Source organism: Pseudomonas lini (assembly GCF_030812475.1).
In the GTDB taxonomy this organism is placed as follows: Bacteria; Pseudomonadota; Gammaproteobacteria; order Pseudomonadales; family Pseudomonadaceae; genus Aquipseudomonas; species Aquipseudomonas lini_A.
On sequence record NZ_JAUSSR010000019.1, the window covers coordinates 1 to 15,924 of the forward strand.

13 protein-coding genes are annotated in these 15,924 nt (G+C 56.3%); 7 read left to right on the forward strand and 6 right to left on the reverse strand.

The genetic code is table 11. The annotated features are described in order from the left end of the window. Window positions 1–257: 257 nt before the first annotated feature. Both J2W17_RS27960 and J2W17_RS27965 read right to left on the reverse strand, forming a co-directional pair. Window positions 258–521 carry a DUF4404 family protein gene (locus J2W17_RS27960; RefSeq protein WP_307342519.1) on the reverse strand — a complete coding sequence of 88 codons (264 nt, stop codon included), beginning with the start codon at window positions 519–521 and terminating at the stop codon, window positions 258–260. A gap of 123 nt (window positions 522–644) precedes the next feature. Further along, entirely contained in the window at window positions 645–1,265 is a 621-nt protein-coding gene (locus J2W17_RS27965) for an HAD family phosphatase (protein WP_307342522.1), read from the reverse strand. A 198-nt stretch (window positions 1,266–1,463) separates the two neighbouring features. Between J2W17_RS27965 and J2W17_RS27970 the strand changes: the two genes are divergently transcribed. The 3 genes from J2W17_RS27970 (at window position 1,464) to rssC (ending at window position 4,514) form a co-directional block, all read left to right on the forward strand. Then, complete coding sequence (locus J2W17_RS27970) at window positions 1,464–2,153, forward strand: MlaA family lipoprotein (RefSeq protein WP_307342525.1); 690 nt, start codon at window positions 1,464–1,466, stop codon at window positions 2,151–2,153. Between the two features lie 697 nt (window positions 2,154–2,850). Next, entirely contained in the window at window positions 2,851–4,032 is a 1,182-nt protein-coding gene (gene rssB, locus J2W17_RS27975; RefSeq protein WP_064676785.1) for a two-component system response regulator RssB, read from the forward strand. Beyond that, window positions 4,032–4,514, forward strand: coding sequence for an anti-sigma factor antagonist RssC (gene rssC / locus J2W17_RS27980; RefSeq protein ID WP_064676786.1), 483 nt, complete (start codon window positions 4,032–4,034; stop codon window positions 4,512–4,514). Before rssB ends, rssC begins: the two co-directional genes overlap by 1 nt. 299 nt (window positions 4,515–4,813) lie before the next feature. Here rssC and tal read toward each other — a convergent pair whose 3' ends face one another. From tal to J2W17_RS27995, 3 genes are all read right to left on the reverse strand, one after another. Continuing rightward, entirely contained in the window at window positions 4,814–5,740 is a 927-nt protein-coding gene (gene tal, locus J2W17_RS27985) for a transaldolase (protein WP_307342532.1), read from the reverse strand. 733 nt (window positions 5,741–6,473) lie between these two features. Beyond that, complete coding sequence (locus J2W17_RS27990; protein ID WP_307342535.1) at window positions 6,474–6,869, reverse strand: PIN domain-containing protein; 396 nt, start codon at window positions 6,867–6,869, stop codon at window positions 6,474–6,476. Continuing rightward, window positions 6,866–7,108 carry an AbrB/MazE/SpoVT family DNA-binding domain-containing protein gene (locus J2W17_RS27995; RefSeq protein ID WP_307342539.1) on the reverse strand — a complete coding sequence of 81 codons (243 nt, stop codon included), beginning with the start codon at window positions 7,106–7,108 and terminating at the stop codon, window positions 6,866–6,868. Before J2W17_RS27995 ends, J2W17_RS27990 begins: the two co-directional genes overlap by 4 nt. Before the next feature lie 327 nt (window positions 7,109–7,435). Here J2W17_RS27995 and J2W17_RS28000 point away from each other — a divergent pair, with 327 nt between their 5' ends. Genes J2W17_RS28000 through J2W17_RS28015 form a run of 4 tightly spaced genes read left to right on the forward strand, consistent with a single transcriptional unit; the run spans window position 7,436 to window position 14,857 of the window. Next, the gene (locus J2W17_RS28000; protein ID WP_307342542.1) at window positions 7,436–8,782 is read left to right on the forward strand and encodes a condensin subunit MukF; all 1,347 of its coding nucleotides are present in this window, start codon (window positions 7,436–7,438) and stop codon (window positions 8,780–8,782) included. After that, on the forward strand, window positions 8,782–9,456 hold the full coding sequence (locus J2W17_RS28005; RefSeq protein ID WP_307342545.1) for a chromosome partition protein MukE: 675 nt from the start codon (window positions 8,782–8,784) through the stop codon (window positions 9,454–9,456). The genes J2W17_RS28000 and J2W17_RS28005 overlap by 1 nt, the downstream gene beginning before the upstream one ends. Then, the gene (mukB, locus tag J2W17_RS28010; protein ID WP_307342548.1) at window positions 9,453–13,871 is read left to right on the forward strand and encodes a chromosome partition protein MukB; all 4,419 of its coding nucleotides are present in this window, start codon (window positions 9,453–9,455) and stop codon (window positions 13,869–13,871) included. Before J2W17_RS28005 ends, mukB begins: the two co-directional genes overlap by 4 nt. Beyond that, window positions 13,871–14,857 (forward strand): Wadjet anti-phage system protein JetD domain-containing protein, encoded by a 987-nt coding sequence (locus tag J2W17_RS28015; RefSeq protein WP_307342551.1) that lies wholly within the window; start codon window positions 13,871–13,873, stop codon window positions 14,855–14,857. The genes mukB and J2W17_RS28015 overlap by 1 nt, the downstream gene beginning before the upstream one ends. On the opposite strand, the gene dusA is transcribed toward J2W17_RS28015, so the two are convergent. Next, window positions 14,854–15,873: a tRNA dihydrouridine(20/20a) synthase DusA gene (gene dusA, locus J2W17_RS28020; RefSeq protein ID WP_307342554.1), complete on the reverse strand. Its 1,020-nt coding sequence runs from the start codon at window positions 15,871–15,873 to the stop codon at window positions 14,854–14,856. The genes J2W17_RS28015 and dusA overlap by 4 nt on opposite strands. Window positions 15,874–15,924: the final 51 nt, after the last annotated feature.

Consider the following 15,924-nt stretch of genomic DNA (forward strand, 5'->3'; position numbering starts at 1 on the left):
TTCACGGACACACCCGAGCCCTGTAGGAGCTGGCTTGCCAGCGAAGGCGGCCTGACAGTCACCATGATTTCACGGACACACCCGAGCCCTGTAGGCGCTGGCTTGCCAGCGAAGGCGTCGATCCTGTCACCATAGATATAGATGGTGAATGTTCGGGCCCCTTCGCTGGCAAGCCAGCTCCTACAGGGGCGCATTTCAGGTCGCCGATATGAAAAAGCCCCGCCATCGCTGGCAGGGCTTTTTTGTATCCGGCGGTATCAGATCCCCATATTGCCCAAGGCCTGCACAATGTTGCGCAAGGTGCCGGCCAGGGTTGGGTGGTCTATCTCAAAGCGTTCGACAGCCAGGTTCACATTATCGGAAAGGCTGGAATCCTGGGTTTTGGTTTCAAGTTCAAGCTCAAGTTCGATCTGCTGCATCAGCGTGTGCAGGTCATCGCGCTCGACTTCGGTCAGCGGTGGATTCTGTTCCAATTGCTCGCGCAGTTTATTGAGCTGTTCTTGCAGTTCGCGGGCAGGCATGGCGTTCTTCCTTTTATCTATAGGCTCTGGCATAGACCGCGGCAGAGCGCCAAAGGTCTATGGCTGTCCTTTAGATTAATCCACTCCCGCGCAACCTGCATGGGTTCATGGGTGAGGCGGCGGTCAGGGCTTCTCACCCTTGAGCCGGCGCAGACTGATGTCGGCCAGGCAGGTGTCCAGTTCGCCGAGGTGATCGATCACCGAATGCACACCCAGGCCGAACAGTTGCACCGTGGCCTTGCCGCGTTTCATGTCTCGTTCCTGCTGGGTCAATGCCTGCCACTCGTGGGGCGCCAGTCCGCAGAGCGAGCCGCAGGACGCCAGGCCAATCGTCCACAAGCCGGCATTCAACCCCGATTGCAGCAGGCGCGGTTCGCCGCTGACCAGCACGCAACCTTCCAGGCGCTCCACCCTCAAGCGCATCAAGGCTTGCCAGCAGGCATCGGGGGCCGGCCACGGATTGATTGTTGCAAGGTGTTGCGACGGCAGGATCCATTCCGGCAGTTCGGCGGCCAGCGAATGGCAGAGGGCAGGGGGCAGTTCATCGAGCCAGGCGCAAGGAATCTGTTGGCGTTGCAAATCGTGCAGGCTCTCCAGGGCACCGGGCGTGACCTCGGCCTGTGCGTCAGCATGGCTGTCGTGGCGGTGGGTGCGGGCGCCGAAATCCACCAGGCAACCGCTGAGGCCGAACAACACGGCGGTCAGGCTGGGGGCGGCGAGGGGCTTGGGTTCGGCATACGGCATAGTAACGTCCCTGAAATAGTTTCGAGGCTAGTGGCCGACGGTGACAGTTGCATGACATGGCGTTGAATCGCCGAACACCCTCGCAAATCTGCGGCCTGGCACGCGTGATGCTGCCTAAAGTGGCTATTCCGTCTTATACTAGCCAGCTTATCGCTTGGGCCCCTGTGCCCGCGCCAGTAACAATCCAAGGAGTTGTCTATGCGCTGGAGCAATCATCTAGCTCGGCTTTGTGTGTGCGCCAGTGTGCTGGTGGTCCCGTTCGTTGCCCAGGCCGCCACGGAAGAAGATCCTTGGGAAAGCATCAACCGCCCGATCTACACATTCAACGACGTGCTCGACACCTATGCCCTGAAGCCTTTGGCCCAAGGCTACCAGTACGTGACGCCGCAGTTCCTCGAAGACGGCATCCACAACATGTTCCGCAACGTCGGTGACGTCACCAACCTGGCGAACGACATCCTGCAGGCCAAGCCGGCCAACGCGGGCGTCGACACCGCGCGCCTGATCTTCAACACCACCTTCGGCGTGCTGGGCTTCTTCGATGTGGGCACCAAGATGGGCCTGCAGCGCAATGACGAAGACTTCGGCCAGACCCTCGGTTACTGGGGCATGGGCAGCGGGCCTTACGTAATGCTGCCGTTGCTGGGCCCAAGCACCCTGCGTGACGCGCCGTCCAAGTATGTCGACGGCTACACCGGTCCCTACCGCTACATGGATGACGTTTCGGTGCGTAACTCGGTCATGGGCCTGAACATCATCGACACCCGCGCCAACCTGCTGTCGGCCGAGAAGTTGATCCATGGCGACAAATACACCTTCATCCGTAACGCGTACCTGCAGAATCGCGAATTCAAGGTCAAGGACGGCCAGGTCGAAGACGATTTCTGATCCCCTGCAGGAGCGAGCCTGCTCGCGATGGACGTTAACGATAACGCGTAGTCCCTGAACAAACGCAACCCCCTGTAGGAGCAAGCTTGCTCGCGATGGACGTCAACGGTAACGCGTAGTCCCTGAACAAACGCAACCCCCTGTAGGAGCAAGCTTGCTCGCGATGGACGTTAACGATAACGCGTAGTCCCTGAACAAACGCAACCCCCCTGTAGGAGCAAGCTTGCTTGCGATAGACGTCAACGATAACGCGTAGTCCCTGAACAAACGCAACCCCCCTGTAGGAGCAAGCTTGCTCGCGATGGACGTCAACGATTACGCGTATTATCTGAATAAACGCGTCGCCCCCGAGACCATCGCGAGCAAGCTCGCTCCTGCGGCTGTTAAATTCGCAGAAATACGAAATACCCATTAAATCGGCAGGTTACGACCTTCCATCCAGTTAAGCTTCAACAGGTTTTTATAACTCCCGGTCATTTGGCAGCCAAAGTCGTCAAGCGACCATCGGCGTGAGCTTGAAACGCCCCGCGGATGGGAGTACCGTCTGCGCCTTAGAAGGGCACCTCTGGTGTACCCGTGTGTACGGCAAATGCCCGAAAACGGTGCGGCGGAGAGGCTAGAAAGCGAATCCAGTAGTGTGAGCCGGGCCAAAACCCCTGCCTGCTACGCCAACCTAATTCTGGCGCCGTTTGCCCACATGCCAAAAACCAGTGCCACGCTGCTGATAATCGATGATGACGAAGTAGTGCGAGCGAGCCTCGCCGCCTACTTGGAAGACAGTGGTTTCAGCGTCTTGCAGGCCAGCAATGGCCAGCAGGGTCTTCAGGTATTCGAGCAAGACAAGCCCGACTTGGTCATCTGCGATCTGCGCATGCCGCAGATGGGCGGGCTCGAACTCATCCGCCAGGTCACCGAGCGGTCGCCACAGACCCCGGTCATCGTGGTGTCGGGCGCCGGCGTGATGAACGATGCGGTCGAGGCCCTGCGCCTGGGCGCGGCGGATTACCTGATCAAGCCTCTCGAAGATCTGGCCGTGCTCGAGCACTCCGTGCGCCGGGCCCTGGATCGTGCGCGCCTGCTGCTGGAAAACCAGCGCTACCGTGAGAAGCTGGAAAAGGCCAACCGTGAGCTCGAAGCCAGCCTGAACCTGCTCCAGGAAGACCAGAATGCCGGTCGCCAGGTGCAGATGAACATGTTGCCGGTCAGCCCGTGGACCATCGACGAGTTCCAGTTTGCGCACCAGATCATTCCGTCGCTGTACCTGTCGGGTGATTTCGTCGACTACTTTCGGGTCGACGAGCGCCGGGTAGCGTTCTACCTGGCGGACGTTTCCGGACATGGCGCTTCTTCAGCCTTCGTGACCGTGCTGTTGAAATTCATGACCACGCGCCTGCTGTTCGAATCCAAGCGCAGCGGTACATTGCCGGAATTCAAGCCTTCAGAGGTCCTTGGTCATATCAACCGGGGCCTGATCAGTTGTAAGCTGGGTAAACACGTCACAATGGTCGGTGGAGTCATCGACGAGGAGACAGGTTTGTTGACCTATAGCATCGGCGGTCATTTGCCGTTGCCTGTGTTGTACACGCCAGACAGTGTCAGTTATCTGGAAGGGCGCGGTCTGCCGGTTGGCCTCTTCAATGAAGCCACCTACGAAGACCACGTGCTGGAACTGCCGCCGACATTCAGCCTGACGCTGATGTCCGACGGCATCCTGGACCTTTTGCCAGAACCGACACTCAAAGAAAAAGAAGCGGCTTTGCCCCAACGGGTCAAGGCAGCGGGCGGCAGCCTGGATGGTCTGCGGCAGGTTTTTGGATTGGCCACGCTGGGGGAGATGCCGGATGATATCGCCCTGTTGGTGTTGAGCAGGAATCTTTGATGAGTACCGGTAGAATCCAGTTCGCCGAGCAGGACGGCACCTTCGTCCTCAAGTTCGTCGGTGAAGTTCGCCTGACCCTCTGTTCGGCGTTGGATGCGACTATTGAGCGGATCTTCACTTCGTTGAACTTCAACGCGATCGTGATCGACCTGACCGAAACCCGCAGCATCGACAGCACCACCCTTGGCCTGCTGGCCAAATTGTCGATCCTGTCGCGGCAAAAGGTCGGCCTGCTGCCGACCGTCGTCACCACCCACGAAGACATCACCCGGCTGCTGCAGTCCATGGGCTTCGAGCAGGTGTTCAACATCGTTGACCGCCCGATCCCGTGCCCGGAGTGCCTGACCGACCTGCCAGACCAGGATCAGTCCGAGGAAGTGGTGCGGATCAAAGTGCTCGAAGCGCACAAGATCCTCATGGGCCTGAACGACTCCAACCGAGAAGCCTTCCATGATCTGGTGAATGCGCTCGAGCGCCACTGATCCTTGCAGCCGCGAGGCTTTCTCCGGGCGGCGTTCCGACGATGGACTCAAGAGCGTCGCGTTTAACCTGTAAACACGCCTATCGTTAACGACCATCGCGAGCAAGCTCGCTCCCACAGGACTTGCGTCGTTCGCATCCTTCGCGACCGACCCCCAACCCCTGTGGGAGCGAGCTTGCTCGCGATGACGCCAGACCAAACACCACATCCCCCAGCACGAAGCCCAACCAATACCCAAATTCAACGCAAAAAAAGGGGCGAACCCAACGTTCGCCCCTTTTTGCATTACCCCTAACTAAATCACAGCTTCGCCTGCAACAACGCCTCAAGCTTCTCCTGATCCCGAGCAAACTGACGAATACCCTCAGCCAGCTTCTCTGTCGCCATCGCATCCTCGTTGGACAACCAACGGAACTGCGCTTCATTCAAGGTCAAACGCGCCTCACCCGCATTACCTGGTGCCAATTTGCGCTCCAGCTTGCCGTTATCCGCCGCCAGCTTCTCCAGCAGTTCCGGGCTGATGGTCAGGCGGTCGCAACCGGCCAGTTGCTCGATCTGGTTCAGGTTACGGAAGCTCGCGCCCATTACCACAGTCTTGTAGTCATTGGCCTTGTAGTAGTTGTAGATGCGCGTCACCGACTGCACACCCGGATCATCCGCGCCGGTGTAGTCATTGCCGTTGGCCTTCTTGTACCAATCGTAGATACGGCCCACGAACGGCGAAATCAGGAACACCCCGGCATCGGCACAAGCGGCGGCCTGAGCGAAGGAGAACAGCAGGGTCAGGTTGGTCTGGATGCCTTCTTTTTCCAGCTGCTCGGCAGCGCGGATGCCTTCCCAGGTGGACGCGATCTTGATCAGCACCCGGTCACGGCCGACGCCGGCCTTGTCATACAGCTCGATCAGACGGTGCGCGCGCTTCAATACGGCGTCAGTGTCGAACGACAGGCGCGCATCCACTTCAGTGGAAATGCGCCCCGGCACAACCTTCAGAATCTCTTGCCCTACCGCAACGCCAAAACGGTCGCTGGCCAAGCCGACATCGCCCTTGCAGTCGTGAACGCAGGCATTGAGCAGCTCGGCATAACCGGAAATGGCCGCTGCTTTGAGCAGCAGCGAAGGGTTGGTGGTAGCGTCCACGGGTTTAACGCGAGCGATAGCTTCGAAGTCGCCGGTGTCGGCAACCACGGTGGTCATTTGTTTGAGTTGATCCAGCTTGGAAGTCATGGGCGTGCTCTGTCCTATGGGTCTGTTGACATTACCCGAGCGCTGACAGCCACTCAAGGGCGCATGCGTGTATCGATAGCCCCAGCGGCAACATCCTGAAAACGGGTGTTTGAAAGGCGGGGCGCGGTATCCAGTTACTGAGAGGCCAGATGAGCTCACAGGTTCAACCGGTCCGACGATCTACGCGGCTTAAATGGATGTTGAGCAATTGATATAGGCGGCTTTGTTTATGGTGAAATAAGTCTGCCAGGCCTCCATGCATTCCTTGGCAAGCTCAAAACAGCATTCATCACCACGTTCAGTTTCGATTCTCGCCTTATCGATACTCACGATTGCCGTACTCCCAATTGGGCCAACGGTCGTCGTAGACGTGATCATAAAGACTCCAGGCTCGGAACCACTGCGCAGCTTCCGATCAAGCTTCTTATGTTTGAGCTTATTACAGACATCGCCGCAAATTCTTAGCGCAGGGGTTTGACTAATGTAATCTTCTACGTTACTGAATAAAGCATACCCAGATGAATGTTTAACCCAGTCTTTGAGGTGATAACAGACTTCGAAAAAGCTAAACAGCTCAAACTCGAAGTTTCCTCCATAGGCCGGAAAGACACCATCGCGGATCGGTTGAAGCTTGTTAAATTAGTACTGAAGACGCGCTCGGTGGTAATCCATTCCACTTCTCTCCTGAGGGTATACTATTAACAATTCAAGGCAACTGATCTTGGGGCTAAAATTAAGTCAGGGGGCGCATCCCCGCAGTTTTGGCAGCTTTGCTGTCAAAGGTGAGAATGTACTTGCAGCCGGCTGCGTTCGCGCTGCGCTCGATCAAGCAATCTGCGAAGTCGGCATTGGCTTGTGAGTAGTTGCGCAATGCCTGCCAGACAGTTTCAGGATTTTCCACCGTCAGTTCACGAGTCCGCAATAGAGTTTCGAGAACTGTAATGATCTCGCTTTTATCGCTCTCATAGCAGGATTGGAGCACCCAAACCAATTCTACTATTGATACCAGCGCGATGAACCCGGGTGAAGCGACTGTCAGCGACTCAATGAGTACGGAAGCTTTGGCTGACTGCTTTGGATCATCCTGGACGACATACCTGACCAGTACATTGGTATCCAGACCTATCATATTGCGCTGGATCCCTGTAAGGCGATGGCTTGATTCATTTCCTCTATGCTTACAGCTTTCACTGGCTTGCGAATGAGTCCTTTGAGATCGCGAACCGAATGGGTCGCAGCCATGATAGCGAATTTGCCATCGCCAATGGCTACAAATTCAATGCGGTCTCCGGTATCGAGACCAAGCGAAGCCCGAACCTGTGCTGGAATGGTGATTTGTCCTTTCGACGTCAGTGTAGCGGTGGCCATGTTGGATGCTCCGTCAGGTGGTATTTTCCTTACATTATGGTAAGGATAATCAAAAATCAATGTTCAGGAAGACGAGAAACGATGGGTGGTGACCAGGCCGGACAACCAGTGATCGATGCTGTTGAAAAAAAACAGGCAGCGTAGGCTGAGTCCCACAGCGCCTGTCTGTGCGATCTGACTTACACGGCAGCGAAAGGTGACTAACATCCTGTCAAGGCCGCGCGAATCATTTTTTCGACGATTGTCAGGTATTGGAAGCGCTGACTCTATGTACCGCTCTGATCTCCGCGATGCTGCCACTTGTTCCAAATGCCGAGGGCTGAGTCGATGAAGGCGCTCACCGATCCTCCTGACGGAAGTAATGCCACATCCGCTCAGGTGGATCCTAGCCGGGTCATAGCATCGCTGTCCCGCGATGGGGTCAGCCTCGAACTGAAAACCATTGATCTTTGTTTTCTGGCGGGGCTCTATCTGCGGGCGGACAAGGCGGCTCTGGCATCGTTCGAGGAGGAAGTACTCGTAGACCTATTCGGACAGGTCTGCGATATCGTCGAACCCACTGCGGAAAATCCACGTAAACGCGCCACCCATGCCATTCAACGCCTGCGTGAGCAGCGCATGCTTGCTCGCGTAGATGGGGCGGGGGTTATTCATGCCGGTGAGTACGCCCTGACTCGACTGGCCGCTGCGGTGGTTGAGTACTTTTTAGCGGATGAGGCGCTGACGCGAGAGAGCCTGACGTTGCTGACGGGCACTCTTCGTGCGCAATTGGTTGCAATATTGGATGTCGCAAAAAAGGCAACGGATGAGCGCGCATGGCGCGAGGGAGTCATCGGGCCGCTTCGCGTGACGGTGGGCGATCTTGTCGCGGGAATCGAGCGTCGACAACGGGGCCTCGATGCCCAGCAGGAGGAGGTGCAATCCGAAATAGCTCAGCTGTTGGTAGCGGATTGGTTTCACGCGGTGAATCGCTGTCAGGAGCTGCTAGACACCACGACAGTCACGTTGCGTGAATTGAATGAAGTCTTGCTCCGCGACACTCATCACTTGGTCGAATCGCTACAGCACATTCAGGCACTTGCCAATACTGCCCAATATTTCGAAGCTGAGGAAGTTGCTCAGCGTGTGATTGAGCATATTGACCGAATAGCGGACTGGGGAGGTGCCCGGCAACATGCCTGGTCTGAATATTACCGGCGGGTACACCGTTATCTGCGTGATGTGGTTCGACTGGATCCTGATCGAGCACTGAGCCAGCGTCTGCTTGATCAGTTGACGGCTTGGCCATCAAGGCCTTTTTACATGCTGGTAACGCAGGTGCCGTCAATTCGCCTTTTGCGTCAGCTAGAGCTTAAAGTCGAGCGCCCGCTGGTGGCTCGTGTTCGCGTTGATCGGGAAGCGAATCCGCAATGGGTCGAGCCCGAGGATAAGATTGCAGACTTGGAAGCTCTGACCAGAGCAGCTGTTGAAGGCGGTGCTCGAACGCTTTCTGCGGTGCTTGGACAGGTACTTGCCGGGCTCCCTGTGTCCGAGCATTACCTGGCTGTAGGGAGAATCGCGAACGTCCTGGTCAAAATTACCCAGGTCTCCAGTGCGAAAGAACGCTTATGGGAAGTACTTGGCGAACTGGAGGTCGAGGAGTGGGACATAGGCACAAACAAGGATAAGTTTTGATGGAGTCTGGATTTCAAACACTCGAAGAGGTTATCGGTGATGAGAGCTTTCCTGAAGTGGACCTCACGTTGCGACGTGGCCGTCATATAGGCCGCGATGATGGCTCCCTTTACGAGTTTTTAGTAGATGCCCAGTCGCTGCTTGAGATTTTTTACCGTCGGTATGGTTGTGAGCTCGTTCAACGTAGCGACGGCTTTTTTTACCTGCTGCCCACAGGGGACCGATTAGGTCGGAGGCAGCTTTCGGCAGGTGAGATGTTGGTTGGGCAAACGCTTGCCTTGCTTTATCTGGATCCCACGACCCTTCAGCTCGCGGGCGTAGTGAGTCGCGAAGACGTTTTACAGCGGTTATCCGGGCTCCTTGGCGCCGAGCGACTGTTCTTTGCGCTAAATCCGCGCAAGCAAAGATATATCGAGCACACGGCGGGAGAAACCATCCGCTCGCAATTGGCGGAGGTGCTGCGTCGCCTGACTGAGCTGGGCTTTATCGATCTGTTCGAGGAAAGCCGCATTCGATTGCGTCCGGCCTTGATGCGTTTTGCCGACCCGGTGCGTGGTCTTCAAGATTCACAGTCAGCGCTTGAGCAACTGATCGATCGTGGTGAGTTGGTGGTCGACAACTACGGCAGTGAGGACGGGGAAAACGCAAAAAATGACGAGGGAAGTGACTTATGAGCCGAACGCGCGCTGTTGCTCTGGTTCTCGTGAACTGGAAAGGCGTTTTCTACGAACGATATTTACTCGATCGGCATGTCACGGCGTTGGAAGGTGCCAATGGTTCTGGCAAGACTACGGTGATGATTGCTGCTTATGTGGTGTTGTTGCCCGATATGTCACGTCTACGTTTCACCAATCTCGGTGAAACCGGTGCGACAGGTGGCGACAAAGGAATATGGGGTCGATTGGGCGAGTCTGGGCGGCCCTCATACGTCGTTCTTGAGTTCGCGCTGGAAGGGCAGCGTCGGCTAATTGCCGGTGTACATCTCGAGCGCAAGAGCGAGCCTTCTATCGACCCCACTCCGTTCATTATTTCCGGCCTTGAGGATAGCAGTCGCTTACAGGACTTGTTGTTACTGGTCCAAGGAGACAACGAGGCAGTACCTGAACTGCAAGAGCTGCGTGAAACTAGCGCTCGATTGGGCGGGCGACTTCAGGTTTTCCCTTCAGCTAGAGAGTATTTCGCAACATTGTTCGATCACGGCGTATTGCCAATGCGGATGGGCGTCGACGAAGAGCGCAATAAATTCAATGAAATGCTGCGTACCAGTATGACAGGTGGAATTTCACGCGCATTGACATCAGAACTGCGCGGTTTTCTGCTCAAAGAAGAAACCGGCCTCGCTGACACCCTCCAACGCATGAAAGCCAACCTGGATGCGTGCCGACGTACTCGAACAGAAGTCCAAGAGTCCCGGCGCCTTGAGCAGGAAATTGGCGACGTATTCCATTCAGGCCAGGCAATGTTCACAGCCGCTTTTCTTTCCGTTGGCGAGCGTGCTGCAGAGCTCGAGCGTCGCGTGGAAGAGGCTCAGAAATGCTACATCGAAGCAGTGCAAGCCCACACCGATGCCGATGAGTCTCTGGGCAATACAGAAAAGGAGCTGGGAGCACTCAAGGTACAGCTTGGCGACACCAATCGTTCGCTCACGCAGGCGGAGAATTGGCAGGAGCGCATGGGCGATGCAGTAGTCGCGTTACAAACATTGGATCATTGCCGGGAGGTTTTGACAGCTGCGCAGCTTGAGGCTGAGCGGACGCTTGAGCAGCGTCAACTCACCGAGGCAGCGTTTGAACGTCGACGTGAGGAGCGCCATCGGGCACAGACTGATTATGAAAATGCCGTTCAGGGTCAACTTGATCTCGAGGTCGGCATTGAGCAACTTTATCGTCGTGCGGGTGCTTTTCGACAGGCGAAGAGGCATCTGGAAGCGGCGCAAAAGTTCTTGGTAGTTCCGGCGCTTGTCGTTGCCGAGTTCGACGGTTGGCTAGTTCATTCCCGTGATGAGCTCGAAGCGGTTGATCACGAGCGCCGAACGCTGATGACTCAATTGGCCGATTCCGAGGAGCATCGCAAACGTCATGGGGCAACAATCGGAGCTCTATTCGCCATGGTTGGAGATGTAACGATCCCGGCGGCGGAAGCGTACCAGGTCGCAGCTAATGTCTTGCGCCAGTACCGAGATGATAGGGCCATCGCAAATCGTCTGCCATTCATCAAGCAGGCTGTCGATTCGCAGCGCCCACTCGTTGAGCGTCAGGTGAAAATTCGCGCCCTGGCTGATCGATTAACTATTACCTGGCCAATTGAATCGGCAGTCGAAACGATTAAAACGCTTCTGGGTAGTGCGGAAGCTGAGCGCAGTGCTTATGAGCAGAAAAGTCGTGACACAGGGCACAGACGTGCGTCTGTTCTATCCGATTTGCAAGACATGGACGCTCGTTGTAACGAACTCGATGGATTAGCGCCGTCTTGGCGCGAACATGCGGCGAGAGCGCTACGGATAAGCGACCATTTGGGTGTGCAGCTTCTCAGTCGGGCCGATTTGGATTTGGCGCGCGGCGCGCTGGAAAAGCAACTGTCCGAGTTACGTGGGAGTGAAGTGTTTACCAAGACATCTCACGAGCGTTTGCTTGGCGAGTCCCGAGCGCTGCTCACGTCTGGAGGACCATTTCCTGAGGAGCTTCTGCGTTTACGCGATCAGGTGGGCGCTGATTTGCTGGCGGCCAGTTTCGATGATGTGGGGCTTCATGAAGCGGCAGTATTAGAGGCGCGACTTGGTCCGTTGAGTCAGGCTCTGATCGTGGATAACCCCGAGGAGGTCGCCAGGCGTCTGCATCAACGTGCTGAATCATTGCCAGATGTATTGTTGATTTCACAAGATGCCGATCTGGAGTCATGGTTGCTATCACCTGAATTGGGCGTGGGCGATGGCAATGATGTGATCGTGTCGGAGGGCATGACGTTACGAGTTTCCCGTATTCCGCCGCACCCAAGGCTTGGCAGGCGTGCCCGGGAGGTTCGCGCCGAAGAGTTACGTGTCGAGGCCCAAGTCCTGGCGCTGGAAATGGAGGTTTTGCGCAGCAGACGACATTTGCTTGAGGGGTTGTCTGCTGAGGGTAATGATTTGTTGGCCGATCATGGGCTTTGGCTTTCAGAGGATCCCGCCATGGCCCGTTGCGCATTGCAGGAAAGGATTAATGCAACGCAGTATTTGAGCGAGTCATTATGCGAGGAAATCTTGAGTAATGACCAAGCGGCTCAGGCACTTTATCCTCTCATCGATGGTTTGCGTACGCTGTTAGCGGATGCCTTTATGCTTGAAGCGCCAGATCATGCTGAACGTCTGGCTGAGTTGGAAAGTGAGCAGAGTGCGGCCTTGATTGCTCTTCAAGAGACAACGCGCACAAAAAACTTCGTGGACATCATCGAGAGGGATATGACCGTATTGCGTCAGCTGCCGCTGGAGGCTGATGAAGTCGAATGTTTGCGTCTGCGTGTTGCCGATCTCCAGTCTCGACGAGATTGCTTGGTGTCAGCCCTCGAGTCACTTGAGTACCTGGTGGCTAATCGTCAGGCTCTTGGCTGGTCTGAGGCACCGCAGCGTTTGGAGGATCAACAGGCACTGTTACCGGCACTCCAGGCCCAATTAAACGAGGCAAAGTTGTCTCAGGGGATGGCTGAGACGGCTGAAGTCGAGGCGCAAGAGATACAGCAGTCTGCAGTCACGACTTGGCAATCAGCTAATGCTGTTCAACAGACTGCCCTCCGTGAACACGCGGCTTCTGTCCGCCGATTTGAGGCGTTGGCAATTCCTTCCCCCAGTGAAGCGGCATTGCGGGACGCCGAGCAAGAAGTTGAATGCCTCCGTAGTGCACTGAATGCACAGAATGAACGGCGTGACCTATTGGTAGAGGAGATTGGAAAGCAGAGAAATATAGTCGAGACCACTCAGCGGGAGATGACTTCAACCAGCGAAAAGCTGACTAGTGAGCGACGCGAAGCTGATCCCGCGATCGCGCGATGGAAGCACCTGCAAGATATGGTCGTTGCCAACGGCTTGATGGCCGGGATCCAATCTTCACGAGAGCAGTTGGGTGACGCTCGCGGATCTCCCAACCTTCGTCAGCTTGCTCAGACATCGCGCACATTGCTACTCGAGCGCCTCGGTCGTGCGCAGGGTGGTGATGCGTTGGTGAGGCAGTTCAAGCAACAGGCAAACGTCGATGCCACCGCTGATGATGTGTATCTGGAGCTTTGGTTGACGGTTCGGGATTGGTTGCGTCACCGCTTGCCTGCACAAATCGCGGAAGTTGATGATCCCCGAGAGTCCCTGCATCGTCTTCGAGAGCAACTATCGGGATTAGAAGAGCGATTGATGCGACAGGAAGGTGATCTTCGAGGGGCTAGCGAGGATGTTGCCCGTGGCATTGATGTACAAGTACGCAAGGCTCGTGGTCAGGTCAGCCGTCTCAATGAACGTTTGGTGGGGGTCAGCTTCGGCAGCATTAAAAGTATCCGGGTGCGCCAGAGTACGGTCGAGCGGATGGAAAATGTATTGCGTGCGTTGCGCGATGGTGCTGCTCAGCAATTATTGTTTCAAGAAAACATGCCGATCGAAGAAGCGTTGGTCGAAATTTTTCAACGCTATGGTGGAAGCAAAAGCGGCGGACAGCGCTTGCTCGATTACCGAGAGTACGTGCATCTACAAGTTGAGATTCGTCGTATGGCGGGGGCTGACTGGGAAGTTGCAAATCCGACTCGGCTATCGACCGGTGAGGCCATTGGCGTGGGGGCGGCATTGATGATTGTTATCCTCAGCGAATGGGAGCGTGATGCCAACTTGTTGCGAGGCAGGAGATCCCATGGATCATTGCGGTTTTTGTTTCTGGATGAAGCCAATCGTCTGGATCCAGATAACCTTGGTGTGCTGTTTGATCTGTGCCAGACGCTGGATCTGCAACTGCTGATCGCTGCCCCCGAGGTTGCTCGCGTCGAAGGTAATACGACCTATCGCCTGGTCCGAGATGTCACTCCAGACGGACGAGAAGAGGTGCGAGTTACCGGGCGTCGTACACGGGGGGATTCGTGATGTGGCAGACACCGGAACAATGCCTGGCATTGCTTGAGTTATTGGTGCGCTCGACCCTGAAGCGACGTAGTTTGCAAAACACCGTTTTTGATATGCTGGCAGAGCTTCCCTGGACCCGCGCGACTGGCCGTCGAGATGAAATCGGCCTCGTGGCAGAACGACGAGCGGAGCTCGTCGAGTTGATCGGGCGGGTCTGGCCGCAGTGGCATGAAGTGCTGGCGCAATTGACAGCTTTTGATCTGCCACCTACACCCGTCGGCTGGGCAAAACTGCAAGATATTCATCGCGCCAACAACTTGCCTCTGCTCCCGTTGCGCCTTAACCGACGCACCGCGGCGTCCTTGGTTGCTTCACATTCCAAAGCGATACTAACCGCGAGCAGGCACTCAGCTCTTGGGGCTACGGAAGCGACTCACGATGGATTGGTCAGAATACGACCTTCTCAAGGGCTGGTGGCACAAAGTCTCAGGGGTAACCTGGATCTTGGGGCTCTTGCAGACATACTGGGTGAAGTACCTATCCCTGAACGGGCTCTGTTGGATGGGCTAGTGCTTCAAGGCGAAATTCGTGCTGTTTTGCTGGTGGAGAACCTGGGAGCCTGGCGGGACTTCCCGGAAATGCACGGCTGGTTGCTGGTCCACATACCCGGTTGGGATACTGCAACGGCGCTCCTGCTGCTGAACGGCATTGACCGAAGCGTACCTGTGATTCACTTTGGTGACCTGGACCCTAATGGGGTTCGCATCTATCTACATTTGCGGAAGAAACTGCCCGATTTGCTTTGGTTTGTTCCACCTTTTTGGGGGGAATGCGCCACTCCGAGATCCCTTGATGAGCCTTGGCCTGATGACCTTTCGTTTGATGGCGCGCCAGCATTGTTGGCGGTACTTATAGAGAGCAAGCAATGGCTCGAACAGGAGCCACTGGTTGTTGATGGCAGGACGGTGAAGGCGCTGGAGGCCTTGTTGCCGACCACTCTCACTTAACGCCCCTCCAACAACTCCGCCGCCTGATCCAGCAACACCAAAGGCTCTTTAGCCTTGTGAATATCCACCGACAACAACTGCCGAAACTTGCGCGCCCCCGGAAACCCGGTGCCCAGCCCCAACACATGCCGGGTGATGTGGTGCATCGAGCCGCCGGCATCGATATGCGCCGCGATGTAAGGCCGCAGCTGCGCCAGCGCCTCGGCCCGGCTGATTACCGGCGCCGTGCTGCCGAACAGCTGCTGATCCACCTCGGCCATCACATAAGGGTTGTGATAAGCCTCACGCCCCAGCATCACCCCGTCGAACGTCTGCAAGTACTCGTGACAAGCCTCCAGCGTCTTGATCCCGCCGTTGAGAATGATCTCCAGCTCCGGAAAATCCGCCTTCAACCGCGCAGCCACGTCGTAGCGCAGGGGTGGAATATCGCGGTTCTCCTTCGGCGACAACCCCTCCAGAATCGCAATGCGCGCATGCACCGTAAAACTCGTGCACCCGGCATCCCGAACCGTTCCGACGAAATCACACAGCTCTTCGTAGCTGTCCCGGCCATTGATCCCGATCCGATGCTTCACCGTCACCGGAATCGACACCGCATCGCGCATCGCCTTCACACAATCGGCCACCAACTGCGGATGCCCCATCAGGCACGCGCCGATCATGTTGTTCTGCACCCGGTCACTCGGGCAGCCGACATTCAGATTCACCTCGTCGTAGCCATGGTCCTGAGCCATGCGCGCGCACATGGCCAGGTCCAGTGGCACGCTGCCACCGAGTTGCAGGGCAAGTGGGTGTTCGGCTTCGTTGTGGCGCAGGAAGCGCTCGTGATCGCCGTTGAGCAGAGCGCCAGTGGTGACCATTTCGGTGTAGAGGAGGGCGTGTTTGGAGAGCAGGCGCAGGAAGAAGCGGCAGTGGCGGTCGGTCCAGTCCATCATCGGGGCGACGGAGAAGCGGCGGGACGGCTCGGAACGGGCAGGGCTGGTGTTTACGTGCGCTTCAGAAATTTCGAAATTCATTGATACTGATCTTTTTATACAGCGGTTTTTGCCCATCTTTTCGAAGTCGGT

Excerpts from the sequence above, each read along its gene's own strand:
- rssC (WP_064676786.1), top strand. The coding sequence starts at position 4,032 with ATGAGTACCGGTAGAATCCAGTTCGCCGAGCAGGACGGCACCTTCGTC.
- rssB (WP_064676785.1), top strand. The coding sequence starts at position 2,851 with ATGCCAAAAACCAGTGCCACGCTGCTGATAATCGATGATGACGAAGTA.
- J2W17_RS27990 (WP_307342535.1), bottom strand. The coding sequence starts at position 6,869 with ATGATAGGTCTGGATACCAATGTACTGGTCAGGTATGTCGTCCAGGAT.
- J2W17_RS27965 (WP_307342522.1), bottom strand. The coding sequence starts at position 1,265 with ATGCCGTATGCCGAACCCAAGCCCCTCGCCGCCCCCAGCCTGACCGCC.
- J2W17_RS27995 (WP_307342539.1), bottom strand. The coding sequence starts at position 7,108 with ATGGCCACCGCTACACTGACGTCGAAAGGACAAATCACCATTCCAGCA.
- J2W17_RS28015 (WP_307342551.1), top strand. The coding sequence starts at position 13,871 with ATGTGGCAGACACCGGAACAATGCCTGGCATTGCTTGAGTTATTGGTG.
- tal (WP_307342532.1), bottom strand. The coding sequence starts at position 5,740 with ATGACTTCCAAGCTGGATCAACTCAAACAAATGACCACCGTGGTTGCC.
- J2W17_RS28000 (WP_307342542.1), top strand. The coding sequence starts at position 7,436 with ATGAAGGCGCTCACCGATCCTCCTGACGGAAGTAATGCCACATCCGCT.
- J2W17_RS28005 (WP_307342545.1), top strand. The coding sequence starts at position 8,782 with ATGGAGTCTGGATTTCAAACACTCGAAGAGGTTATCGGTGATGAGAGC.
- J2W17_RS27970 (WP_307342525.1), top strand. The coding sequence starts at position 1,464 with ATGCGCTGGAGCAATCATCTAGCTCGGCTTTGTGTGTGCGCCAGTGTG.
- dusA (WP_307342554.1), bottom strand. The coding sequence starts at position 15,873 with ATGAATTTCGAAATTTCTGAAGCGCACGTAAACACCAGCCCTGCCCGT.
- mukB (WP_307342548.1), top strand. The coding sequence starts at position 9,453 with ATGAGCCGAACGCGCGCTGTTGCTCTGGTTCTCGTGAACTGGAAAGGC.
- J2W17_RS27960 (WP_307342519.1), bottom strand. The coding sequence starts at position 521 with ATGCCTGCCCGCGAACTGCAAGAACAGCTCAATAAACTGCGCGAGCAA.